Genomic DNA, 21,837 nt, shown 5'->3' with positions numbered 1-21,837 from the left:
GTTTCGCTGAGTCCATCCACCTAAAAAGGGGATCTTGTCACCATCAAAGACGGCCTCTATATCTCCAAAATGAAAATATTTTTCCTGATTGGGGTCATCATTTAAAACGGCCCAAAAATTCAACTAGGCGTTTAATGCAAACCGCATCCACTTGTCTTTTTTGTCACGAAGTGTTCAAATCTTTTTGGCTTGTTTGTGAACAGATCCATAAAGCACTCCAAATTTATAATAAATGAATTTACAATAACGATGTAAACACGTTGATTATATCGCTAATTGCTTATGATACTTATTCAATCATTCACTGGAGGAAATTAAAATGAGTATGTTTTGTTTTCAATGTCAAGAAACCTCAAAAGGAACAGGTTGTACAGTTGTTGGAGTATGCGGAAAAAAAGATGATTTAGCAAATATGCAAGATTTATTGATTTACACGATTAAAGGACTAGCGATTGTGAATACAATGGCCCGTGAAATCGGGATTAATCAAAAGAAAACTGATCAGTTTATCATAAATGGCCTCTTTATGACGATTACAAATGCAAATTGGGATAAAAATGAATTTTTTAATACAGTAAGAGAAGGACTAAAGCTCCGGGAAGAAATTAAAGCGGCAATCAGAAATGCAGGGTACACATTAGACAATAATAGCGACTTTGTCACTTGGTATCGTGAAACCAATTATGAGCTTGAAATGAAATCTGCTTCTCAAGAAGTTAGTATTTTAGCTACAAGAGATGAAGATATTCGTTCATTAAGAGAGTTAGTGACTTACGGTTTGAAAGGAATGGCAGCATATTTAGAGCATGCAGCAAATCTAAGCTATGAAAATGAAGAGCTAAATGCGTTTATGCAAAAAGCACTAGCAAAGATTACAGATGATTCCGTAAGTATGGAACAATTGATCGAACTTTCAATGGAATGTGGAAAGTACGGTGTTCATGCCATGGAGCTATTAGATACAGCAAATACATCAACGTATGGTCATCCTGAGATGACAAAAGTAAACATTGGTGTACGTCAAAATCCGGGAATTTTAGTTAGCGGTCATGACCTAAAAGATATGGAAGAACTTTTAAAACAAACGGAAGGCACGGGAGTAGATGTGTATACACATAGTGAAATGCTTCCAGCGCACTATTACCCAGCATTCAAAAAATATGACCATTTTGTCGGTAACTACGGAAATGCATGGTGGGAACAAACTCGTGAATTCGAGAGCTTTAACGGTCCAATTTTAATGACAACAAACTGTATTGTACCACCAAGGGAATCTTATAAAGGAAGAATGTATACAACTGGTGCAACTGCTGTCCAGGATGTAACCTATATTCCTAAAAATGAAGATGGTACTAAAGATTTCTCCGTTATAATTGAGCATGCAAAGAAATGCCAACCACCAGTAGAAATTGAAAAAGGTGAAATTGTTGGAGGATTTGCGCATAATCAAGTAGCACAAGTAGCTGATCAAGTTGTAGAAGCTGTGAAAAAGGGTGATATTAAACGATTCTTTGTAATGGCTGGCTGTGATGGCCGCCATAAGAGCAGAACTTATTATAAAGAGTTTGCCGAAGAACTTCCGAAAGATACGATCATTTTAACTGCCGGTTGTGCTAAATATCGATACAATAAGCTAGATTTAGGTGATATCAACGGAATTCCAAGGGTGCTTGATGCCGGTCAATGTAACGATTCCTACTCACTAGTCATGACTGCATTGAAGCTGAAAGATGCATTCGGATTAGAAAGTGTAAATGAATTACCGTTATCTTACAATATCGCATGGTATGAGCAAAAAGCGGTTATCGTTTTCTTAGCTTTACTTTACTTAGGTGTGAAAAATATTCACGTTGGACCAACATTACCAGCTTTCTTATCACCAAACGTAACGAACTTCTTAATTGAGAATTTTGGTGTAGGCGGCATTTCAAATACCAAAGAAGACATAGAAATGTTCATGAACAGTGGAATTGAAATTCAAGAAAGTGCATTAGTTTAATTATAGACTCGGGTCCCGGATGGGATGAAGGATAAAGGGAGAGCCTCAGTGGCTTTCCCTGGATTAAGAATATAGTTCATATAATAAAAAACACTCACTTTTAGTGAGTGCCCATTAATAATAATAAATTCGAGTAAAATCTAGAATTAGTCTTTTCTCTTCTTTTAAAAACAACAAGGATGATGATTTTTCATTCCTTAAGGCCTAATTTATAATTACTTATCCAATTAATATTTTTTCTTCAGCATATTTTAGTTTTCCTTCTTTCTTATTTAACATAAGAGCGAAAGCCATTGTTAACGGTCCAAGTCTTCCAATAAACATCATTAAGGTAATCAAAAGTCTACCAAGCGGCGAAAGGTTTCCTGTTAATCCTTCTGATAAACCAACTGTACCAAAAGCGGAAATCGTTTCGAAAAGGATTTTATTCATATCTGCTTTTTCCGTAAAAGTTAATAAAAAGAAAATGGTAAAAATAAAAATCATAGCAGTTACTGCAATGGACAATGATTTATTCACTAATTGCCAAGGAATTCTCCTTTTAAATATATTTACATTATCTTGATTTGTAAGAACGGTCCAAAAAGCAAGAAGGATAATAGCAAAGGTTGTTACTTTGATTCCTCCGCCTGTGGAACCAGACGATGCCCCAATGAACATTAAAACCATTGTAAACACCTGAGATGATAAAGTCATTTCTCCATAATCAATGGTATTAAAACCTGCTGTGCGAGGCACTACCCCTTGAAAATAAGATGCCCATAATTTATCCCCTAAGCTAAGCTTTCCAATAGTTGCAGGATTGTGAAACTCAGATGCAAAAATGATCATTGTACCTAATATGATAAGAATAAAGGTCATTAGTAAAGCTACTTTAGAATGCAGGGATAATTTTCGAAATGATTTCTTTTGCCAAGTATCCATTATTACAGTAAAACCAATACCGCCAATCATAAATAAAAAAGTAATGACTAAATTTATAGTTGGGTCCCCCACCCATTTACTCAAACTATCAGGTTCGAGGCCAAAACCAGCATTATTAAATGCAGAAATGGAATGAAAGATACCATAATAAATGGCCTTGCCCAATGGCATTTCAAAAGACCAGCGAATGGCTAAAATAACAGCACCAATTGTTTCAACAATCAATGTTATTTTAATAATTCGCAAAACAAGCTTCACAACCCCTGATAGCGTTAATACATTTAATGAATCCTGTAATAGCAACCTCTCTTTTAGTCCTATTTTCTTTCCTAAGATGATAAACATAAATATACCAATTGTCATGAATCCCCATCCGCCGAACTGGATTAAGAAAAGAAGAACGATTTGACCAAATAATGTAAATGTTGTTCCCGTATCCACAACTGCTAATCCTGTTACACACACAGCAGATGTTGCCTCAAACAAAGCGTCAATAAAGTTAAGACCGCTTCCTTCTTCCACAGTGGAAAATGGAAGCATTAATAGCAGAGTCCCTACTAAAATAAGACTGCCAAACCCTATAACAAGAATTTGGGCTGGATGTAATTTAATTAGATTACCTTTTCGTTTAAAGGAACCCACCTTTTATCCCCCTTTATTAAATTTTTCCACTAACCTTTTCAAAATTGCTTTATGCGTTTTGATATTAATTTAATTAACTGATATGGGAGAATTTCTGTAAGTCTTCATTTTCTCCAATTACAATCAAGATGTCATCCGATTTTAGCGGGGTTTCCGGATTTGGCAAGATATCAATTTTATTTTTATTTTTTATACCGATGACGGTTATATTATAATTTGCCCTCATATTGATTTCGCGGAGGTTTTGTCCATTCATACTTGCAGGTACTTTAATTTCTTCAATACTATAGTCATCTGCCAGTTCAATGAAATTTAAAACGTTTGGAGATGACATTAACTGATGTGCAAGCCTTTCTCCCATGTCTTTCTCAGGATAAATTACACGATCCGCTCCTACTTTATCCAAAACTTGTCCATGACTTTTATTTATAGCCTTTGCCACAACATGCTTAACTCCTAATTCTTTAAGTAGGAGAACGGATAAAATACTTGCTTGAAGATCATCGCCAATCGCTACAATGACAGTATCAAAATTTCGTATCCCTACATTTTTTAGGGTCGATACATCGGTCGTATCCCCTATAACTGCATGTGTAACGGAGTCCTGATTATCCTCAATGTTTTCTTCCTTTTTATCAATAGCTAGTACTTCATTTCCTTCTTTAAATAAGGCGGCAGCAACACTTGAGCCAAACCTACCCATTCCAATGACTGCATATTGTTTTTGCATCTTAAAACCTCCTGCTGTATCTCCTAAAACTAATTAATGTAATCCAATAAAAAATACCACTCAATAAGTTGGTTCCAGTTTGTATATGTACATTCTGAATTTTATTACTTGATTTATCTTTAAAATCTGCTGTCATTCACAAATTAGCCAAGGAAAATTATAGATGTCTCATGTAATATTTTCTTAATCAATTATTCAAAAAAAAAGCCACCCACAGGTGGATTTAATATGCCACATCCATTTCTTTAAAACCATTTTCATTATTGATCATAATTGGAAGGCATTGTGTAATACTTTTAGAGTTGGCTAAAACAATCCTTATTATTAAAGTATAAAGAAGAGATCCCCTATCTTTTCGAATACTCTCAGGGATATAAAATGTAAAAGGAATGGTTTCTGATTTATCAGGTAAACTAGAATAAGAAAATAAAACCGTATGGCTATTGATAGTTTCTTCTTCATGAGAATTTGGATCTTTTTTAATTAAATCAATATCATACCTTTTCACTTTATTTTTAATAAGACCACCCTTAAGCTCAATGGAACCGTTTATATTAGTACCAACCCCATAAACTTTTTTGTCAAGCTGGATAGTTGCTTTTGGTACAACTAGATTCATTTTCATCATATAGCCATTCAACATCCGTATCATCACCCGTTTTGTATTTATTCACAAAAAAATAGACCAATACTTACTTTTTCCCAAGATGGAACAAAACCATATTCCCGGCATAAATCTGAATTAACAGACAGCAAAAAAAATGTTCTTCCATTACATAGGCAAAAAGTAACATTGGTCTACTTAACACATAGCCAGCAACTTTGCTCTCTTAGTGTTCCGTCTCCCATGTATCTTTCTCAAAAATAGGCACAAAAAAACACCTATTTTAACTTCAAGCTGCTCCTATGCTTCAATTTGTCCAATGAAACAAAAAAGCCCCCTGAATAGGCGGTCACAGACCTCCTTCGCTTTAGCCGACGAAGTTAGCTGACGGGTAGGATGGCGAAAGAGAATATTCTCATCCTTTCTACAGTATTAGAATTAACCCCCAAAAATTGGTTCCTCCGTTCCCAAATGTCGAAATTAGGCCGAACTATTTAATTAGATGTTCAATATGAGGTCATTTTAGCTCCATTTGAAAAAGCTGTAAAGAGGTATATTTTATTAAATAACCTATCATTTGCTCATTTTTCTAATAAAATTCAACATTTTCTTTAAATTACTCATGATTTTGGTATTCGTTCAAATTTAATTAAATGTATTCATAGATGAACTGCATAAGGAACAACCTATAATCATGAAAAACAAAAAGAGAACGGAGAGATCACATGGAAGCAAGTGAAATGCATTTTGTTCAACGTGAACTATACATGATCACCATGGTTTTTCTTTTTGGATTAATCGCTATTAAACTTTCCGAAAGAATTAAAATTCCCGACGTAGCCCTGTTTATGATTGTAGGGATTTTAATTGGACCATCCGTTTTCAATTTGATTACAGTTCCCAATGACTCTGTTTCCTACCAATTTATCATTGTATTGGGATCGATATTAATTCTGTTTGAAGGAGGCATTGCAATACACTTTTCAGTACTTAAAAAAGTTTGGGTTACGATTTCTCTTCTATCTATATTAGGAGTGATCATTACGGCTGCCGTTGTGGCTGTTACCGCTTTCTATTTATTAGATATACCCATTCTTTACGCCCTGCTTCTAGCTTCAGTTATTGCATCCACAGATCCGGCCACTTTGATGCCGGTATTTAAACAAATAGCCATTCAAGAGAAGGTAAGACGAACAGTTGAAAGTGAGTCCGCTTTTAACGATGCAACAGGATCTATTTTAACGTTTACCTTACTTGGGGTTATAATAGGACATACAGAATTATCCATTTCTTCAATCATATGGAGTTTTTTTCGAGAAGCTGGTGGTGGAATATTAGTTGGAGCAGTGATTGGTTTTATCGGTATTCTGTTAACCTCAGAACAACGCTTTGGCTTTTTAAAAAAATACAGCATTGTGGTTAGCTTGCTTGTATCCATAAGCTCTTATTTAGCAGCAGGATTTATTCAAGCCAGCGGCTTTATGGCTACATTCACTGCGGGTCTTATCTCAGGAAACCCACAACTTTTTAGGTTACATATTGCAGAAGAAACCAACTCAACGGTTTTTGCCTTTTCCAGTCCCCTAACCTTAATTATGAGAACCCTTATTTTTATGCTGTTAGGAACCCAGGTAGATTTTCGGATCTTAGGCCAGTATTGGATACAAGGAATTTTGGTTGTGCTTGTCTTTATGTTTATTGCTAGACCACTTGCGGTCCTTCTTTGTACTTTACCAGACCGGAAGGCAAAATGGAAAATGAATGAAATTTTGTTTATGTTCTGGGTTCGGGAAACAGGAGTTATTCCTGCCGCTCTGTCAGGGATGATTGTTGCTGCAAAAGTTGATTACGCTAACCAAATTGCTTCTATAACGTTTATTGCCATCTTAGTCACCATACTGATCCAAGCAAGTACAACTGGTTATGTAGCCAAAAAGTTGAGGATTACTATAGAACCTGTAGAAGGCACTTGAAATAATTATATATAAACAGGGTAAAAAGGACAGGTGAGGTTTCACCTGCTTTTTTTAGAATAAAAATAGAACCCCTATAGCAACAAATGGTTATATTTTTGTTTTTGTTGGTCTGCATCCACCAACACATCCATATGTCTTACTATGGCTTTGTACGGACATGGATTGGACAGTGCAGATGAAGCAGCAGCAAACACTTTTGATCAATTTTTTCAGCCAAATATTAAGAATAAAGTATAACAGCCCGCAATTAAAGCGGGTTTATTTTTTGCCACCAATCTGCCACCAACTAATCTGTATTACTATATCTTAATAACCTGTAACAACGAAAAAACCTTGATAATTCAACATTATCAAGGTTCTGTTATGATGACCTGTACAGGGATCGAACCTGTGACCTCAACCCTGTCAAGGTTGCGCTCTCCCAGCTGAGCTAACAGATCATAATAGTTAAGTACAATATTAATTATAATTATGTAGCAAAAAAAGTCAATATCTTTTTGTATTTTTTGAATACAAATTGGAAATAATTCATAAGAACGTATGTTCTAAAATATATTGAATAAAGAACGAATGTTCGGATATAATAATACTATATTAAAAAGAAAGGTGTGAATTTACATGGAAGGTCTTCTATATCGTTCAATCGAAGAACATCTGCCGTTAGAAATGATTTATCTTTCAGAAAATCAACAACTATCCCAGAGAAAATTAATTGTGAAGGAAATCAATGATGAATACATTCTGGCCTATTGCCTGCTTCGCAAACAGGTTCGGACTTTTCGCCGGGAAAATATTTTATCCATTATGCCAGATGCTCGCTCTAAGCATCGATATCTCCATTAGTCTTAATCTTGAGGATGGCCCCAAACTTTTCGTACCACCCCTCTCACATAATCTCACTTTTCATCCCACTATTTCTGCTCAGCCATCCCCTCTTTCCAATAAACAATTCAACTATCTTTATGTTAGAATGCATTTGTACAGTTTAAAATTGGAGGTATCATCAATGAATTATCCAAAAGGCACAATTAAAGAACTTACCTTTCAAAGTTTAGAACTTGGAGAAGAAATGCAGCTTCTTGTCTATTTACCGGCAAATTTCTCACCCCTTTATAAATATTCCCTTTTAATTGCACAAGATGGAAAGGACTATTTTCAACTGGGGAGAATTGGACGGTTGGCAGACGAATTACTTTTTGAGCGTAAAATTGAAAATTTAATCATGATTGGGATACCCTATAAAAATGTAGAGGACCGCCGCAGAAAATACCATCCAGAGGGTGACCAAAACAAACAATACATACGTTTCCTTGCTCATGAATTAGTTCCTTTTATCGAAAACGAATTCCCGACATATCAAATCGGAACCACAAGGGCCTTGATTGGCGACTCACTTGGTGCAACCGTCTCATTTTTGACAGCGCTTCAATACCCTCATACCTTTGGGAAAGTATTATTGCAATCACCATTAGTTAACGAACAGGTCCTTGAAAGGGTCCGCAGCTGTTCTGAACCGCAGCTTTTGGAGGTCTATCATGTGGTTGGAAACCAGGAAACAGAGGTACCCACTACCGATGGAAAAGTGAGTAATTTCATTGAGCCAAATCGAGAACTTTCAAAAGTGATGAAAGACAAGCCATTTTCATATTTTTATGAGGAATTTGATGGAAACCACACTTGGAAATACTGGCAACCTGATTTAAGACGTGCTCTTACAATGATGTTTTAGCTTATTACACATAGTGAGGCAAAGTAATTTTATATTTTTTGAAAATTTGCTATAATTATTTATGAATAATATTTTCATTTTGGAATCCTATTTTTATATAGGAAAAATTGACTAACGGAGGTATACATATGAAATTTGGTGTTGTTATTTTTCCATCTAAAACTCTTCAAGATTTAGTAAATTCCTATCGTAAACGTTATGACCCGCATTATTCTTTAATTACTCCACATATAACATTAAAAAATGCTTTTGAAGCTACTGAGGATGATGCTAAACAAGTTGCCGATAAATTGCGAAAAATTGCCGGTAACCACTATCCATTCTCGATCAAAACAACCAAAGTAAGTTCTTTTCAGCCTGTAAACAATGTCATCTATTTAAAGGTTGAGCCAACTGTTGAATTAAACGATTTGCATGTTGAAATTAATCATGAACTAAATCAAGAAGCCCCTGAATATAAATTTGTTCCACATATTACGCTTGGTCAAAAACTTTCAAATGATGAGCACTCAGATATTTACGGTTCATTGCGTATGAAGAAATTTGATCATGAGGAAAAGATTGACCGGTTCCATCTTCTTTATCAATTAGAAAATGGTTCTTGGACTGTATATGAAACATTTCGTCTTGGAAGGGATCAATAAAAAGTGACTGTAAAGATTGTTGAGAATGAAAAAGAATTAGAAGATGCTTTTTCTGTAAGAAGAACTGTATTCATCGACGAGCAAAATGTCCCTGAGGCGGAAGAGATTGATCAGCACGAGGAAGAAGCAACTCATTTTGTGCTGTATCATGAAGGCTCGCCAATTGGGGCCGGCCGTTTTCGCCTAGTGGATGGGTTTGGAAAAGTTGAACGTATTTGCATAATGAAACAGGCTAGAGGTACTGGTGCAGGAAAAACGATTATGAATGGGATCGAAGACTATGCACGGAAAATGGGGATTCAAAAATTAAAGCTGAATTCTCAGACATACGCAATTCCTTTTTATGGTGGATTGGGCTATGAAGTTGTTTCCGAAGAATTCATGGATGCGGGAATCCCCCATAAAACGATGGTGAAAAAGATTTAATTTAAAATAACCGGGTGTAAAATCTTTTAGATTTTATACTCGGTTTTTTATTTTGTTTGGAGGTGCTTTTCTATTTTTCTACCTATTATTTATCAGCTTTGCCCATTCACTCGACTATTTTTTGTAATTTATCCGTTTCATATTGCCCGTTCCACTCTTTTTGCTTCTTCACGGGCACTATGTACCCCGCTTAGTTCCCGCTACCTCTCTTTTTTCCTGCATACGGTCAAGGTAACCCCAATCCTTTTACCGTCCCACCTCTTTTTCATATACACTGGCAAACCATACACCACTTTTCTATTTTTCAAGCCTTTTTGTTACTTCAGGGTTTTGTTATGATTAAACATGTTGCTTTATTTTTAAGAGACAGAGGAAAAACTATGAAAACTGTGCTATACCAAAACCAAACGATTATACTCGATCAATTAGATCGGGATGAATATCAAAAAATATATTTAGCGGGGAAAAATGGTGAGTTAGTTTGTCCCGTTTGCCGTGAGAGTGTTCGCTTAATTCTTGGCATTCAGGAATCACCTCATTTTTCGCATACTCATTCAACCATTCCGGATTGCCCGGAACCAGTCGTTCAGGAAAGGAACGAAGAAACCAACCAAAGCCATAAAGAAGTGGATGGCTTCCGTCTTCCAAAAGGCAGAACAATCCTGGAGACACCTAAATCCGTCCAAGTCTTCAAAACAGCAAAAGTCCTTGAAGCACAGACTCCCTTTCAGAAAAATGCAGTAAACTCGATAGAATACCAATCTCCTTACTTACAACAGTTAGCAAAATCGGATGTCGTTCTTGATGAGGCACAGGCAGCAGCGGTCTCAGAAACAGACGGGGCATTATTGGTTCTTGCCGGCGCCGGGAGTGGTAAAACAAGGGTGTTAACAGCGAGAACAGCCTTTATGTTAGAGGTCAAAAAGATTGACCCGCGAAACATTATGCTGGTTACCTTCACTTCCAAAGCTGCAAGTGAAATGAAAAGCCGCTTACTTTCCTATCCGCAAATGAAAAGAGAAGCCATAAATAAACTCGTTACCGGCACCTTCCACAGCATTTTTTATCGAATTCTTATGTTCCATTCCAGGGATAAATGGACTTCAGACCGCCTTTTAAAGAAAGATTGGCAGCGGGATAGAATTCTCAAGGATGCCGGGAAAGAGATAGAATTGTCGGAAAAAGAGTTTGCCTATGATATAGCCCTTCAGCAAATCGGCTTCTGGAAAAACTCACTTCTTTTTCCAAACGATATTAGACCTACATCGGAATGGGAAGAAAAGGCGCTTTTCCTTTATAAAAAATATGAGGAATATAAGGAAAGGGAACAATTATTTGATTTTGATGATATGCTCATTGGCTGTTATCAGCTGTTAAGCTCCACACCTGAATTACTTGAACAATATCAAAATCGATTTCAATATTTCCTTATTGATGAATTTCAAGATATCAACAAGGTGCAATACGAACTGATTAAATTGCTAGCGGGAAAACATAAAAATGTCTGCGCTGTCGGAGATGACGATCAGGCGATCTATTCTTTTCGAGGCAGTGATCCTAGTTATTTACTTGAATTTGAAAAAGATTTCCCTTATGCAAAAGTAATTACCCTTGAAGAAAATTATCGCTCTTCACATGAAATTGTTACAGCAGCTAATCAAATGATTGCCGCTAATAAAATAAGAAGACTGAAGAAAATGAAAGCCCAATACTCGACTGGAGTAGCTCCCACTTTATTTTTCCCTAACGATGAAGAGGAAGAGGCAACGATGATTGTGACAGATGTACAGGAAAAAATCACACAGGGTGCGAAGCCTTCCGATTTTGCAATACTTTACCGGACGAACGCAGGTGCACGTGCCGTGTTTGAACGGTTAGCCAGTTCAAATCTTCCCTTTCGGATTGAGCAGGATGTAGAGGCTTTTTACGACCGAAGGATTGTAAAAAGCCTCCTCTCCTTCTTAAGATTAAGCTTGAATGAAGATGACCAATCTGCTTTGTCTGATATATTGCCCTTTTTGTTCTTAAAACAATCAGTTTTAAGAGACTTAAAAGCAATGAGTATCCTCCAGGATTGTAGTTATTTAGAGGCCCTATCCTATTATAAAACGGCGCATGCCTTTCAGGAAAAAAAATTAAAAAAAGCAGTCCCCACCATCCGGACATTAAAGCAAATGGCCCCGCTTACAGCCATTGAAATGATTGAAAAGGATATTGGATTTCTGGATTTCCTAAAGAAGCGGGGAAATGAATCAAATATGTTGGAGAAAGGTTCGGATGATATTAAGGACCTGAAAGTAGCAGCGAAAAATTTTAGTACAATTGAAGCCTTATTGGCTCATGCAGAACATATGTCTGCGATGAATAAGGAAATCAAAAATTTAAGTAAGCATTTTACTGAGGCCATTACTTTAAGTACGATTCATCGAGCAAAGGGACTCGAGTATCAAACCGTTTATGTTCTTGGTGCTGTGGATGGAAGCCTGCCGCATGATTTTGCCTTAGAGAGCTACCGGAACGGTGACTATTCAGCATTAGAAGAAGAAAGAAGATTATTTTACGTTGCGATGACACGTGCAAAGGAACAGCTTTACATCTCTGTTCCAAGTAACCGTAGAGGCAAAAAAGCAAATCGCTCACGTTTTTTGGCACCATTAATCAAAAGAAGACAAAGGCCCACTTCCTTATAGGAAAGTGGCCTTTGTCTTTATTTTTTATTATTCATCATATTTGCAATGGTATTAAAATCAAGCGATTTTCCATCGTTTATAATCGATTTAACAATTTGATCTTCTAATTCCTGAGGTACTGGTTTATTGGCAATTTGAGACACTCTTTTAATTACATTCCGGACTGTTTTTTCATCCCTAAAATTTGCATTTTGCAAAGAATTCGCTAATTCAAAGATATCTTTCATGTTCACGCCAGTTTTCTTTTCTATGTTTTTAAAGAACCCATTATCCATGTTATATTCTCACTCCTTCATAACAACTACTTTATAGTATGAAAGAAGGTCAAAAAGGTTCATAAAACAAAGAAAAGGCTGGCCATCCTTATAGCCAGCCCTCTTCCTTAATGCAAATCAGAAAATCTTAGACAATGAAGCTTGTTCCTACAATGATCAATAGGATAAATAATACAACGATTAAAACGAAAGTTGAACCTCCGTAGAAACCGCCGCCATAGCCGTAGCCGCCGTATCCGTATCCGAAGCACATAGACCTAGTCACCTCACTTTAGTAATCTCACTTATAACATATGAGAATACTGTAAAAAGTGTATAGGCAGCGTCCTTTTTTCGAATACTGGCAGTAAAAAATGGAGTATTGTCCTGCTCCTACGCTTCTACCCTTTTGGTCTAAATATGAGCGCTCCAATAAATCCAAAAATAATGGCAGCGGAAATTCCGGAGCTGGTTACTTCAAACATCCCTGTTAAAACCCCTACAATTCCATGTGCTTCTGCCTCTTGAAGCGCCCCGTGTACCAAAGAGTTACCGAAGCTCGTGATTGGAATGGTTGCCCCTGCTCCAGCAAAATCAATTAATGGCTCATAAAGGCCGAACCCATCCAATACAGAACCTATGCAGACCAGTAAACTTAAAGTATGACCCGGTGTTAGTTTGGCCACATCGAATAATAATTGTCCAATCACACAAATAATTCCACCAACTACGAACGCCCAAAAAAACATGGCAAGCATTTTATCACCCCTTTTCCCCATTCATTTCAATAGCAACGGCATGCGCAATGCAGGGAATAGATTCATTTTGTTGGAAACTTAACGGTGATAACAAAGCACCTGTGGCTACGACTAAAATTCGTTTGTAAACACCTTTTTTCATTTGGTTTAGTAAATGTCCATATAAAACAGTTGCTGAACAGCCTGCACCGCTTGCCCCGGATTGAACAGGCTGATCTTTTTTGTATATAAGTAAGCCGCAGTCCTGGAATTGTTTTCGCTCCAGCTTTAAGCCGCTTTTATTGATTAATTCAAAAGCCGTATCATGGCCGACTCTCCCTAAATCACCGGTGATGATAAGATCATAAAAGGATGGATCCAATTGTAAATCCCGAAAATGGGCCATAATCGTATCCGCAGCGGCAGGGGCCATCGCTCCCCCCATATTAAACGGATCTGTTAACCCCATGTCAATTACCTTGCCAATTGTTGCGGAGATCGTCACAGGCTGATTCTTCGATGAATCATTGGCTGCCATCAATGCTACACCTGCCCCTGTAACCGTCCATTGTGCTGTTGGCGGCTTTTGCCCGCCATACTCCGTTGGGTAGCGGAACTGCTTTTCAACAGCTGAATTGTGACTCGAAGCCCCTGTGAGAATATATTTCGCTCCTTGATTATTAATTACAAAAGAAGCAAGTGCTAATCCTTCCATGGATGTGGAACAGGCTCCAAAGAGACCGAAATAAGGGATTTGCATCGACCTTGCTGCAAAGCTTGTCGGTGTTATTTGATTAATCAGGTCACCCGCAAATAAAAATTGAACCTCCTCCTTATGAACATTTGCTTTTTGCAGAGCCATCTTGATTGATTCCTCCAGCAAAACCCGATGTGCTTTTTCGTATGTTTCCTGTCCCATCCACAAGTCTTCATGTAATAGATCAAAATCATTCGCTAAATTCCCATTCGCCTCAAATGGGCCACCTGATACACCCGTGGCCATAATCATTGGCCGGTTTGCAAATACCCAAGATTGATGCCCTTTTAACAATTACAAAACCCCCCACATTACCAGTAACGTTTTAATGAGCGCGACAACAAAAGCCGAAAAGACACCAAACAAAATAACAGACCCAGCCAGTTTAAACATATTTCCGCCGACTCCTAAAACAAACCCTTCCGTTCGATGCTCAATTGATGCAGAAATCACCGCATTGCCGAATCCTGTTACCGGTACCGCGCTTCCTGCTCCAGCAAATTGACCTAGACGGTCGTAGACTCCAAAACCAGTTAAAAGCATCGAAAAGAATACCATTGTTGCGACAGTTGGGTTTCCAGCTGTCTGCTCTGTAAAATTGAAAAAATATATGTAAAAGTAACTAACAGCCTGACCAATTACACATATCAAGCCGCCGACGAAAAAAGCCTTCAAGCAATTTTTTAAAACTGGCCGTTTAAACTCATGCTTTTGCTGCAGTTGTTGATAGTTTTGTTGCTGTGGAGTTAAATTTTTTTGTTTGCTTGCCATTCCAATGTCTCCCTTCTATGTCATATCTTTTGTCATTTTAATGATTTCACGCAGCCTTTTTTCAGCATCTTTTTCTGAAAATTTCTTGCTTTCTATTCGCTCATTTAATCGAACCGCTTCAAGGAAAATTTTATAATCACTCGAAACGGTGATATCCTCTTTTGGAAATCTCTTTTCTAAGAATTCGGTAAGGTTTTTTTCGATTTTTTTCATTTTGAAGCGGTGCATATGCTTAACCTTATAAACAACAAGTGTTTCTTTTGTTCCTTTGATGACTGCCGCATCATAGATTTCTGGAAAAGAACTGACTGCCTTTTCAATTTTTTGAACACGTGTTGTTTTTTTATCTCGATCGGTCATAATCGGATTGGGATTGGTTGTTTTTATCAGAGCCAATTGGCTATCCTTTCCCTTTTGGTTCCCGTTGCAGGATACTAAAAGACATACACATGAAAGTAGGATAAGTCGTTGAAAGTAAATCATTTTTTAGTTCCTTCCCTTGTCCATTAGTAAGAATCTTGTTATCCTATAGTTTTTTCGACCTGAACCAAAATTATGACAGATAAGATTATTTTAAAGATAAAAAAACACTGCCGGTGTTCCCGAGCAGTGTTTTCTGTTATTTCTGTGTCTTTTTCCCGCATCCACAGCCACTTTTTTTAATCCGCTTTGATTCTTTAAAGGTTTGGCTTGAGCCTTGATTGTTTTTATTTTGCTTATTCACTGTTCTCTCCACCCCATTGCAGTAACATTATGTTTTAGAATATGTGATGAAATGAAATCTTGTCTCTATAAATAACCATTTTTCCTTTACTTTTGAAGCCAATTTTGAACGATGGTTTCCAAAATGGACGACAGTCCTGCAATCGCTAAAATCAAAACCACGGGCTCATACAGAGCAGAATTAACATAATGTAACAGGACCAATGCGATGGATGACCAAATTCCTGTACACCAATAACAGCTTAGAAGCTCCCCAAAGAATCTTTTGATGGGGGTCTCTTTCGGCACATAATATACTTCCATTTCCCCCTGGTCATTCTCTTCGACCACCTCCGTAAAAAAAGGATTGCGGAGAAATTCTGTAATTTTATCAAATACCAATAATCTTGTCAGCCGAAAGGCCGCTAGCCCCAAAATAGTGAATTGTAAAAGACTAATATCCATAAACAAATTTGTCCTTCCTTTCCTTGATATAGTGAACTAGCCTAATTTTCTTAAAAAAGGCAATTGTCCGTAACCCAAAAGGCCCCTGTGAAATATGTTAGTAATGTAAGATATATATCACGGATTTAAGGAGGAAAAATAAATGGGTTGTGGAAATAATCATAACGATTTTCACGGTGACAGCTGTGTGTGCGAAGTAGTTCGTGCGATTAAAGATATACAAGATAATGCTGTTGAAAATGAGTGTGCGGAGTGTTCAAGTTGTTTTACTGAACCACTTGGCTCATTAGTTTCACCTACAAGAAGAGAACCAGTAGATACACGTGTGTTTGTTTTAAGTGATGCAAAAGGTAATCCATTCCATGCATTCTTTAACGGTGAAAATAATGCGTGTGTGTCAATCTTCTTCAGGGTGGAAGATGTATTTGACAACTGCTGTGCAACACTTCGTGTTCTAATCCCTGGACGCAGAGAAAGCGGAAACTTTGTTCCGGTGAACCTTGTTAATAATGGTAATGTTGACCTTTCAAGAGTTTGCCAAGTGGACCGTTTCCGTGCAAGCAATGACTGCGTAACAGTTGATTTAAAATGCTTCTGTGCAGTACAATGTATCGCTGATGTTAACTTAGGAATTTGTAACTAATAAAAGTAGCCAGTCGATAACGGCTGGCTTTTTTTATTGTTTAATTTTTTATTCCAATCATGATGACATCTTTTAAGTCAGCCACTGGAATCGTTTTAGTTGTTTGATCATGGAATTGAATGGTAATTTCCTGCCCCCGATAATCCTGTAAATACCCCTGATAATTTTTATCTACTGTATAAAATACACACGGTACAGGAGGAAGAGCCTTTGGAAAATCCACTAAATACCTTAAACGTTCCTTCATGTTCATTTCCTTAAAGCTTTTAACCTTTTTAAAGGAATATCTTTGCTTGTCACTTTTCTCCTTTTTGTCAGCAGCCTTTTTTTCTGACATTGTTACCTCAATTGGTACAATCTCCTTGTTCGATTCCTCCTTTAAAGAATTCCTTTTGGATTCGCCTTTTTGTTTGTTTTCTTCTATAGGAAGCGTTTTTTCTTGTTTAGTTGAATACACTTCCTGCATTTTGATAGAAGGAGTTTTTGAAAAAGGCTGGTAAATATAAAGTAATGGACCTTGGTTTTTCTTTTCTGTCATAAACCTTGAGCACCTCCAATACAAAGTCCTTCACTTTATATGTATGCTCGATGCCCATACTCGTTCACTTCTAATCTAAAATTCAAAATAAAAAAACCCGCAAAAATGCGGGTTTATTCATTAAAGAATGTGGTAACCAGAGTCAACGTGGATGTTTTCACCAGTAATTCCACGAGAAAGATCACTAAATAAAAATACGGCTGTGTCGCCAACCTCTTCTGGAGTTGTCGTTCTGCGCAATGGAGCCTTTTCTTCAATTTCCTTAAGGATTGAATTAAATTCACCAATTGCTTTTGCAGATAAGGTTCTGATCGGCCCTGCAGAAATGGAGTTTACGCGAATCCCATCCTTACCTAGGTCAGAAGCTAAATAACGGACACTTGCATCAAGAGAGGCTTTTGCAACACCCATAACATTATAGTTTTGAATCGCACGTTCACCGCCAAGATAGGTTAAGGTCACAACACTTCCACCTTCTGTCATTAAACCGCGTGCTTCTTTGGCAACAGCAGTTAAGGAGAAAGAACTGATATTTTGAGCAAGCAAGAATCCATCTCTGGATGTATTTACAAATTCACCTTTTAATTCTTCTGTTTTGGCAAAAGCAATACAATGAGCGATTCCATGAATGGTTCCCACTTCTTCTTTAATCGTTGCAAAGCACTTTGCAATATCTTCATCACTTGTTACGTCACATGGTAATACAAGTGTACCTTCTGCTTCTAGAGAATCCGCTAATTCACGGACGCTGCTTTCGATTCTTTCCCCTACATAGGTGAAAATTAATCTTGCACCTGCATTGTGAAGAGAGCGGGCAATCCCCCAAGCAATACTGCGTTTATTGGCAACACCCATGACTACAAATGTTTTTCCGTTTAGTGAAAACATGTATTTATTCCTCCTATATTTAACACAAGTTATTAGCACTTGGTACTAATTTTACACTATATTCGAAAGTATGTACATATCTAGTTGATTTTTAGCAATGCTCACAAAATTCAAGCTCCCTTTTCAATTGGTCAACGTATTCCTTGGATCCAGTCACAATTAAACGGTCGTTTACCTGCAGCTCTGTGTCACCATGAGGCACAATCGACTCATTCCCTCTGAAAATCCTGACAAAAATGATATCGCCTGTAAACGGAAATCTCCTTAACGACATCCCATCAAATTGCTCGTTTACCATGGCAATTTCATACAGTGCCATCTCTTGATTGGTCAAAATGTTAATCACTCGCGGTGATTCAATTAAAGAGCGAAGCAGGGCATTAGTTGATTTAAACACCGAAAATATTTCAATATTATGTTCCTTCAAGTGTTCTTCAAGATCAGGACTTTCAATTCTGGCAATTACCCTTGGAACTCCTTTTTCCTTCACAGCAACTGACAACGTGGCATTTATTTCTTCATCACCCGTGGAAATAACTACCACTTCTGATTGATATATCTTCGTTTGGCCAATCGTTTCGAGCGAAAAGTCCGGAATTTCAACAATATCAAATAGAGAATTCGCAATCTGCTTTTCCGATTTCTCAATTTTTGTATGGTACAGAACTGGATCATAAAGACCTGATTTTAATTCCCTTGAAACTGGCAATGTAATTTGGTTGGCTCCCAGGAAAGATACACTGACCTTTCGATTTGCAACCACTTCTTTTGGAAAAAGCTTTTTGAAAACCATTGGAGTAAAAATTGACGTAATAACTGCCACCAGAATTAGTGTTCCACTCATTTGTTCCGTTATAACCTTCATTCTCTCCCCAATTGTAGCTGCTGCAATAACTAGGGATAGGGTGGAGGTTAAGAGAAATCCTGAGGCCAAAACTGTCTTTGTATCGTACCAAATCTTTAATAGATAAACAGGAATAAGCTTTGATAGCAGCAGTCCAATCAATAAAAGCGGTATTAACAGCAATAGCTTTTTTTCACTAAAAAGGGACCAAATATCAAGTTTTACCCCTACCTCAACGAAAAATATCGGGATTAAAAAACCATACCCAAAGGAATCAAGCTTATGAACTAGCTCTTGATTCGGAGCCAATAGTGAAACAAGAACGCCTGCAAGGAATGCTCCTAATATATTTTCCGCTCCAACCGTTTCAGATAACCCCACTAAGACGATAATAAGCGTAAACACAGCCCTTGTGCCTATTTGGGAAGTCCCCGTTTCCAGCGCTTTGACAAAAGAACGGCTTTTAAATCGCTTTCCTACAAAATAAAGTCCAACACCTGCGGCAAATAAAATTAATAGCAGCCATGTGTTCCCATGTCCTTTATCATAAAGTGAGACAAAGACTGCCAGAAGAATCATCGTAACCAAATCAGCAATAACTGCGATAAGCAGAATGATTTGGCCAATTACCGTTTTCATCATGTTACCTTCCTTTAGGGTCGGCACAACTACACCTAATGAAATCGTTGAAATAATTAGAGTCATCAAGAATCCATTATGAATAAAGTCCAGCATGACAAAAACAAATGATAAGACTAAAGAAAAAATGAAAATCCCGATGAAAATAACTGTTGAGACAGCAAAAGAATTCGGCTCTCTTTTTCCATTCGGAAGAATTTCTCTTTTCTTTCCTTTTGAAAATACAGTAAAATCAATTTCCAAACCGCTTAAAAACATCAGAAAGATAAATCCCAAGGTGGATAAAGTCGAAAGCCACATATCTTGATGAACGACATTGAAGCCGCTTTTCCCGATGATTAACCCCATAATAATTTCGGCAACCACTACTGGGATAAAATTCAATTTAAGCCGATGCAGAATAATTGGTGTCAAAAATGCCATTGTGACAACAATTAATAAAGAAAGAACCGACGCATGCTGTGCCAAATTAATTCCTCCTCTCAAAAATAAAAAAAGTAAAATAACGAAAAATAGAAAGGTAAAGGGGGCTTCATACCATGAAAATAGATATTATTGGTGATATTCATGGCTGCTTTAAGGAATTCGAAGACCTGACGACTAAACTTGGCTATAATTGGGAAAGCGGGATTCCGCTTCATCCCCAAAAACGAGTTCTAGGTTTTGTTGGTGACTTAACCGATCGAGGCCCAGAGTCCTTAAAAGTGATTGACATTGTATGGAACTTAGTCATTGAGCAGCAAAAGGCTTATTACACTCCTGGAAACCATTGTAATAAATTGTACCGTTTCTTTGTTGGAAATCGTGTTCAAATCGCCCATGGTTTAGAAACAACAGTAGCAGAATATGAAGTATTAGACAAACGTGCTCAAAAATCAATTCGAAAAAAATTTATGGACCTTTATGAAAATGCACCGCTTTATTTAGTTTTAGACGAAAAAAAACTTATTATTGCCCATGCTGGAATTAAGAAAGAAATGATAGGAAAATCCGGATCAAAGGTTAAGACATTTGTTCTTTACGGAGATATTACCGGTGAAAAGCACCCGGATGGATCACCAGTTAGACGAGATTGGGCAAAAGCTTATCAGGGCGAAGCCTGCATTGTCTATGGCCACACACCTGTAAAGGACGCAAGAATCATTAACCATACATATAATATTGATACCGGTGCTGTTTTTGGTGGTAAACTGACTGCTCTGAGGTATCCGGAAATGGAAATCATTTCTGTGGATTCTACTATGCCATATGTAGAAGAAAAGTTTAAGCAATTTGATTGAAAATGAGTAATTATAACTAAAAACGAAACAGGCTGACACTGAGTATGTGAATTAGCGGTCAGCCTGTAAAAGTTCTTGCATATCATCTGGAAGTTTAGCTGTAAACGTCATTTCCTTCTTTAAAAGAGGGTGAATAAATGTTACTTTTTTACAATGCAATGCCTGCCGTTTAAGCAACGTCGTTTCTCCCCCGTATAAATCATCTCCGAGTAAGGGATGCCCAATCGAAGACATATGTACCCTAATTTGATGCGTTCTCCCCGTTTCGAGCTGCAACTCTGCATGGGTAAAAGCTTTATGTCTTTTCAATACTTTATAATGGGTACAAGCATATTGGCCATCTGAACGGACTTCTCTTTCAATAATACTATCCTCTTTCCTGCCAATTGGTTTTTCAATCGTCCCTTCATCATCCTCCAATGTCCCGCCCGCAAATGCTTCATACGTTCTTCTTACTTTGCCTACTAGCTGATCCTTACTAAAAAGATGATGAACATGGCGGTATTTAGCAATTAAGACAATTCCCGATGTATCCCGGTCCAGCCGAGTAACAATGTGTGAGGTTGCTTCTAATCCAATCCGCTGGTAATACCCCACTAAGGCATTAGCAAGGCTTCCTTTTGGGTGCTCTCTCGAAGGAATTGTGCTCATACCTGCAGGTTTTACTACGACAAGGAGGTATTCATCTTCAAACACAATATCAAGGGGTAAATCTTCCCCGAGTACACCTTCACCGGGTTTTTCTTTAGGAAATATTAATGAAAGTACATCATCTTTTTGTAACTTGTATCGCACATTTACTTCTACTTGATTAACAAGAATCCTTCCGCCCTTAAATTTAATATCTGTTAAGGCAGTCCGGGAAATTTCCTCATCCTTTAAAAAATCTTTAACCTGCCTGTCTGCATCTCTTTTATCAATTACCCAATTAAGTTCAAATTGTGAAGACATTTTC

The 21,837-nt window shown here is 37.3% G+C and carries 23 protein-coding genes, 1 tRNA gene and 1 riboswitch; of the genes, 9 read left to right on the top strand and 15 right to left on the bottom strand.

The window, feature by feature from the left end; genetic code table 11:
• The first annotated feature begins 325 nt into the window (after positions 1 to 325).
• Positions 326 to 1,999 carry a hydroxylamine reductase gene (gene hcp, locus RCG21_RS09400; protein ID WP_208025411.1) on the top strand — a complete coding sequence of 558 codons (1,674 nt, stop codon included), beginning with the start codon at positions 326 to 328 and terminating at the stop codon, positions 1,997 to 1,999.
• A gap of 219 nt (positions 2,000 to 2,218) precedes the next feature.
• Here the strand turns inward: hcp and RCG21_RS09395 are convergent, their stop codons facing one another.
• The 3 genes from RCG21_RS09395 to RCG21_RS09385 form a co-directional block, all read right to left on the bottom strand.
• Positions 2,219 to 3,565 (bottom strand): TrkH family potassium uptake protein, encoded by a 1,347-nt coding sequence (locus RCG21_RS09395; protein WP_133338320.1) that lies wholly within the window; start codon positions 3,563 to 3,565, stop codon positions 2,219 to 2,221.
• Between the two features lie 73 nt (positions 3,566 to 3,638).
• Positions 3,639 to 4,295 carry a potassium channel family protein gene (locus RCG21_RS09390; protein WP_133338322.1) on the bottom strand — a complete coding sequence of 219 codons (657 nt, stop codon included), beginning with the start codon at positions 4,293 to 4,295 and terminating at the stop codon, positions 3,639 to 3,641.
• A gap of 223 nt (positions 4,296 to 4,518) precedes the next feature.
• A complete protein-coding gene (locus tag RCG21_RS09385; RefSeq protein WP_133338324.1) occupies positions 4,519 to 4,938 on the bottom strand; it encodes a hypothetical protein in 420 nt (139 codons plus the stop codon).
• Positions 4,939 to 5,253: 315 nt separating this feature from the next.
• A riboswitch (cyclic di-AMP (ydaO/yuaA leader) is annotated at positions 5,254 to 5,396 on the bottom strand.
• A gap of 228 nt (positions 5,397 to 5,624) precedes the next feature.
• On the opposite strand from RCG21_RS09385, the gene RCG21_RS09380 reads away from it, so the two are divergent.
• The gene (locus RCG21_RS09380; RefSeq protein WP_308913095.1) at positions 5,625 to 6,872 is read left to right on the top strand and encodes a cation:proton antiporter; all 1,248 of its coding nucleotides are present in this window, start codon (positions 5,625 to 5,627) and stop codon (positions 6,870 to 6,872) included.
• A 370-nt stretch (positions 6,873 to 7,242) separates the two neighbouring features.
• On the opposite strand, the gene RCG21_RS09375 is transcribed toward RCG21_RS09380, so the two are convergent.
• Positions 7,243 to 7,315: transfer RNA gene (locus tag RCG21_RS09375), tRNA-Val, on the bottom strand.
• 178 nt (positions 7,316 to 7,493) lie between these two features.
• Here RCG21_RS09375 and RCG21_RS09370 point away from each other — a divergent pair.
• The 5 genes from RCG21_RS09370 to RCG21_RS09350 all read left to right on the top strand — a co-directional run bounded on the left by RCG21_RS09370 (position 7,494) and on the right by RCG21_RS09350 (position 12,364).
• On the top strand, positions 7,494 to 7,718 hold the full coding sequence (locus tag RCG21_RS09370; RefSeq protein ID WP_133338328.1) for a WYL domain-containing protein: 225 nt from the start codon (positions 7,494 to 7,496) through the stop codon (positions 7,716 to 7,718).
• A gap of 163 nt (positions 7,719 to 7,881) precedes the next feature.
• Positions 7,882 to 8,604: an alpha/beta hydrolase gene (locus RCG21_RS09365; protein WP_133338330.1), complete on the top strand. Its 723-nt coding sequence runs from the start codon at positions 7,882 to 7,884 to the stop codon at positions 8,602 to 8,604.
• A gap of 128 nt (positions 8,605 to 8,732) precedes the next feature.
• Positions 8,733 to 9,248 (top strand): YjcG family protein, encoded by a 516-nt coding sequence (locus RCG21_RS09360; protein WP_133338332.1) that lies wholly within the window; start codon positions 8,733 to 8,735, stop codon positions 9,246 to 9,248.
• 3 nt (positions 9,249 to 9,251) lie between these two features.
• Positions 9,252 to 9,674, top strand: coding sequence for a GNAT family N-acetyltransferase (locus RCG21_RS09355; RefSeq protein WP_133338334.1), 423 nt, complete (start codon positions 9,252 to 9,254; stop codon positions 9,672 to 9,674).
• Between the two features lie 380 nt (positions 9,675 to 10,054).
• The gene (locus RCG21_RS09350; protein WP_133338336.1) at positions 10,055 to 12,364 is read left to right on the top strand and encodes a UvrD-helicase domain-containing protein; all 2,310 of its coding nucleotides are present in this window, start codon (positions 10,055 to 10,057) and stop codon (positions 12,362 to 12,364) included.
• A 17-nt stretch (positions 12,365 to 12,381) separates the two neighbouring features.
• Here the strand turns inward: RCG21_RS09350 and spoVIF are convergent, their stop codons facing one another.
• The 7 genes from spoVIF to RCG21_RS09315 form a co-directional block, all read right to left on the bottom strand.
• Positions 12,382 to 12,639 (bottom strand): sporulation-specific transcription regulator SpoVIF, encoded by a 258-nt coding sequence (gene spoVIF / locus RCG21_RS09345; protein ID WP_026574562.1) that lies wholly within the window; start codon positions 12,637 to 12,639, stop codon positions 12,382 to 12,384.
• 127 nt (positions 12,640 to 12,766) lie between these two features.
• Positions 12,767 to 12,892: a YjcZ family sporulation protein gene (locus RCG21_RS09340; RefSeq protein ID WP_133338338.1), complete on the bottom strand. Its 126-nt coding sequence runs from the start codon at positions 12,890 to 12,892 to the stop codon at positions 12,767 to 12,769.
• A gap of 127 nt (positions 12,893 to 13,019) precedes the next feature.
• A complete protein-coding gene (gene spoVAE / locus RCG21_RS09335; protein ID WP_133338340.1) occupies positions 13,020 to 13,376 on the bottom strand; it encodes a stage V sporulation protein AE in 357 nt (118 codons plus the stop codon).
• Between the two features lie 4 nt (positions 13,377 to 13,380).
• Positions 13,381 to 14,406 (bottom strand): stage V sporulation protein AD, encoded by a 1,026-nt coding sequence (gene spoVAD / locus RCG21_RS09330; RefSeq protein ID WP_133338342.1) that lies wholly within the window; start codon positions 14,404 to 14,406, stop codon positions 13,381 to 13,383.
• Positions 14,407 to 14,883 (bottom strand): stage V sporulation protein AC, encoded by a 477-nt coding sequence (gene spoVAC, locus RCG21_RS09325; RefSeq protein ID WP_133338344.1) that lies wholly within the window; start codon positions 14,881 to 14,883, stop codon positions 14,407 to 14,409.
• Positions 14,884 to 14,898: 15 nt separating this feature from the next.
• On the bottom strand, positions 14,899 to 15,279 hold the full coding sequence (locus tag RCG21_RS09320) for a YhcN/YlaJ family sporulation lipoprotein (RefSeq protein ID WP_235824912.1): 381 nt from the start codon (positions 15,277 to 15,279) through the stop codon (positions 14,899 to 14,901).
• Between the two features lie 414 nt (positions 15,280 to 15,693).
• The gene (locus tag RCG21_RS09315) at positions 15,694 to 16,050 is read right to left on the bottom strand and encodes a DUF1360 domain-containing protein (protein ID WP_133338422.1); all 357 of its coding nucleotides are present in this window, start codon (positions 16,048 to 16,050) and stop codon (positions 15,694 to 15,696) included.
• A gap of 142 nt (positions 16,051 to 16,192) precedes the next feature.
• On the opposite strand from RCG21_RS09315, the gene RCG21_RS09310 reads away from it, so the two are divergent.
• Positions 16,193 to 16,693 carry a CotY/CotZ family spore coat protein gene (locus RCG21_RS09310; protein ID WP_026574556.1) on the top strand — a complete coding sequence of 167 codons (501 nt, stop codon included), beginning with the start codon at positions 16,193 to 16,195 and terminating at the stop codon, positions 16,691 to 16,693.
• A 40-nt stretch (positions 16,694 to 16,733) separates the two neighbouring features.
• Here the strand turns inward: RCG21_RS09310 and RCG21_RS09305 are convergent, their stop codons facing one another.
• The 3 genes from RCG21_RS09305 to RCG21_RS09295 form a co-directional block, all read right to left on the bottom strand.
• Positions 16,734 to 17,231, bottom strand: coding sequence for a CotO family spore coat protein (locus tag RCG21_RS09305; protein ID WP_133338348.1), 498 nt, complete (start codon positions 17,229 to 17,231; stop codon positions 16,734 to 16,736).
• A gap of 120 nt (positions 17,232 to 17,351) precedes the next feature.
• Complete coding sequence (gene fabI / locus RCG21_RS09300) at positions 17,352 to 18,119, bottom strand: enoyl-ACP reductase FabI (protein WP_133338350.1); 768 nt, start codon at positions 18,117 to 18,119, stop codon at positions 17,352 to 17,354.
• 91 nt (positions 18,120 to 18,210) lie between these two features.
• Complete coding sequence (locus RCG21_RS09295) at positions 18,211 to 20,070, bottom strand: monovalent cation:proton antiporter family protein (RefSeq protein WP_133338352.1); 1,860 nt, start codon at positions 20,068 to 20,070, stop codon at positions 18,211 to 18,213.
• 71 nt (positions 20,071 to 20,141) lie between these two features.
• Here RCG21_RS09295 and prpE point away from each other — a divergent pair, with 71 nt between their 5' ends.
• Positions 20,142 to 20,882 carry a bis(5'-nucleosyl)-tetraphosphatase PrpE gene (gene prpE, locus RCG21_RS09290; protein WP_133338354.1) on the top strand — a complete coding sequence of 247 codons (741 nt, stop codon included), beginning with the start codon at positions 20,142 to 20,144 and terminating at the stop codon, positions 20,880 to 20,882.
• 51 nt (positions 20,883 to 20,933) lie between these two features.
• Here prpE and RCG21_RS09285 read toward each other — a convergent pair whose 3' ends face one another.
• Positions 20,934 to 21,833: an RluA family pseudouridine synthase gene (locus RCG21_RS09285; protein WP_133338356.1), complete on the bottom strand. Its 900-nt coding sequence runs from the start codon at positions 21,831 to 21,833 to the stop codon at positions 20,934 to 20,936.
• Between the last annotated feature and the right edge of the window lie 4 nt (positions 21,834 to 21,837).

This window comes from Bacillus salipaludis (assembly GCF_030938565.1).
Taxonomy (GTDB): Bacteria; Bacillota; Bacilli; order Bacillales; family Cytobacillaceae; genus Neobacillus; species Neobacillus salipaludis_A.
The sequence above is the reverse complement of the archived record's forward strand: the minus strand, read 5'-3'. Positions and strand labels throughout refer to the sequence as shown.

Excerpts from the sequence above, each read along its gene's own strand:
- hcp (WP_208025411.1), top strand. The coding sequence starts at position 326 with ATGTTTTGTTTTCAATGTCAAGAAACCTCAAAAGGAACAGGTTGTACA.
- RCG21_RS09390 (WP_133338322.1), bottom strand. The coding sequence starts at position 4,295 with ATGCAAAAACAATATGCAGTCATTGGAATGGGTAGGTTTGGCTCAAGT.
- RCG21_RS09385 (WP_133338324.1), bottom strand. The coding sequence starts at position 4,938 with ATGTTGAATGGCTATATGATGAAAATGAATCTAGTTGTACCAAAAGCA.
- RCG21_RS09380 (WP_308913095.1), top strand. The coding sequence starts at position 5,625 with ATGGAAGCAAGTGAAATGCATTTTGTTCAACGTGAACTATACATGATC.
- RCG21_RS09370 (WP_133338328.1), top strand. The coding sequence starts at position 7,494 with ATGGAAGGTCTTCTATATCGTTCAATCGAAGAACATCTGCCGTTAGAA.
- RCG21_RS09365 (WP_133338330.1), top strand. The coding sequence starts at position 7,882 with ATGAATTATCCAAAAGGCACAATTAAAGAACTTACCTTTCAAAGTTTA.
- RCG21_RS09360 (WP_133338332.1), top strand. The coding sequence starts at position 8,733 with ATGAAATTTGGTGTTGTTATTTTTCCATCTAAAACTCTTCAAGATTTA.
- RCG21_RS09350 (WP_133338336.1), top strand. The coding sequence starts at position 10,055 with ATGAAAACTGTGCTATACCAAAACCAAACGATTATACTCGATCAATTA.
- spoVIF (WP_026574562.1), bottom strand. The coding sequence starts at position 12,639 with ATGGATAATGGGTTCTTTAAAAACATAGAAAAGAAAACTGGCGTGAAC.
- RCG21_RS09340 (WP_133338338.1), bottom strand. The coding sequence starts at position 12,892 with ATGTGCTTCGGATACGGATACGGCGGCTACGGCTATGGCGGCGGTTTC.
- spoVAE (WP_133338340.1), bottom strand. The coding sequence starts at position 13,376 with ATGCTTGCCATGTTTTTTTGGGCGTTCGTAGTTGGTGGAATTATTTGT.
- spoVAC (WP_133338344.1), bottom strand. The coding sequence starts at position 14,883 with ATGGCAAGCAAACAAAAAAATTTAACTCCACAGCAACAAAACTATCAA.
- RCG21_RS09315 (WP_133338422.1), bottom strand. The coding sequence starts at position 16,050 with ATGGATATTAGTCTTTTACAATTCACTATTTTGGGGCTAGCGGCCTTT.
- RCG21_RS09310 (WP_026574556.1), top strand. The coding sequence starts at position 16,193 with ATGGGTTGTGGAAATAATCATAACGATTTTCACGGTGACAGCTGTGTG.
- RCG21_RS09305 (WP_133338348.1), bottom strand. The coding sequence starts at position 17,231 with ATGACAGAAAAGAAAAACCAAGGTCCATTACTTTATATTTACCAGCCT.
- fabI (WP_133338350.1), bottom strand. The coding sequence starts at position 18,119 with ATGTTTTCACTAAACGGAAAAACATTTGTAGTCATGGGTGTTGCCAAT.
- prpE (WP_133338354.1), top strand. The coding sequence starts at position 20,142 with ATGAAAATAGATATTATTGGTGATATTCATGGCTGCTTTAAGGAATTC.
- RCG21_RS09285 (WP_133338356.1), bottom strand. The coding sequence starts at position 21,833 with ATGTCTTCACAATTTGAACTTAATTGGGTAATTGATAAAAGAGATGCA.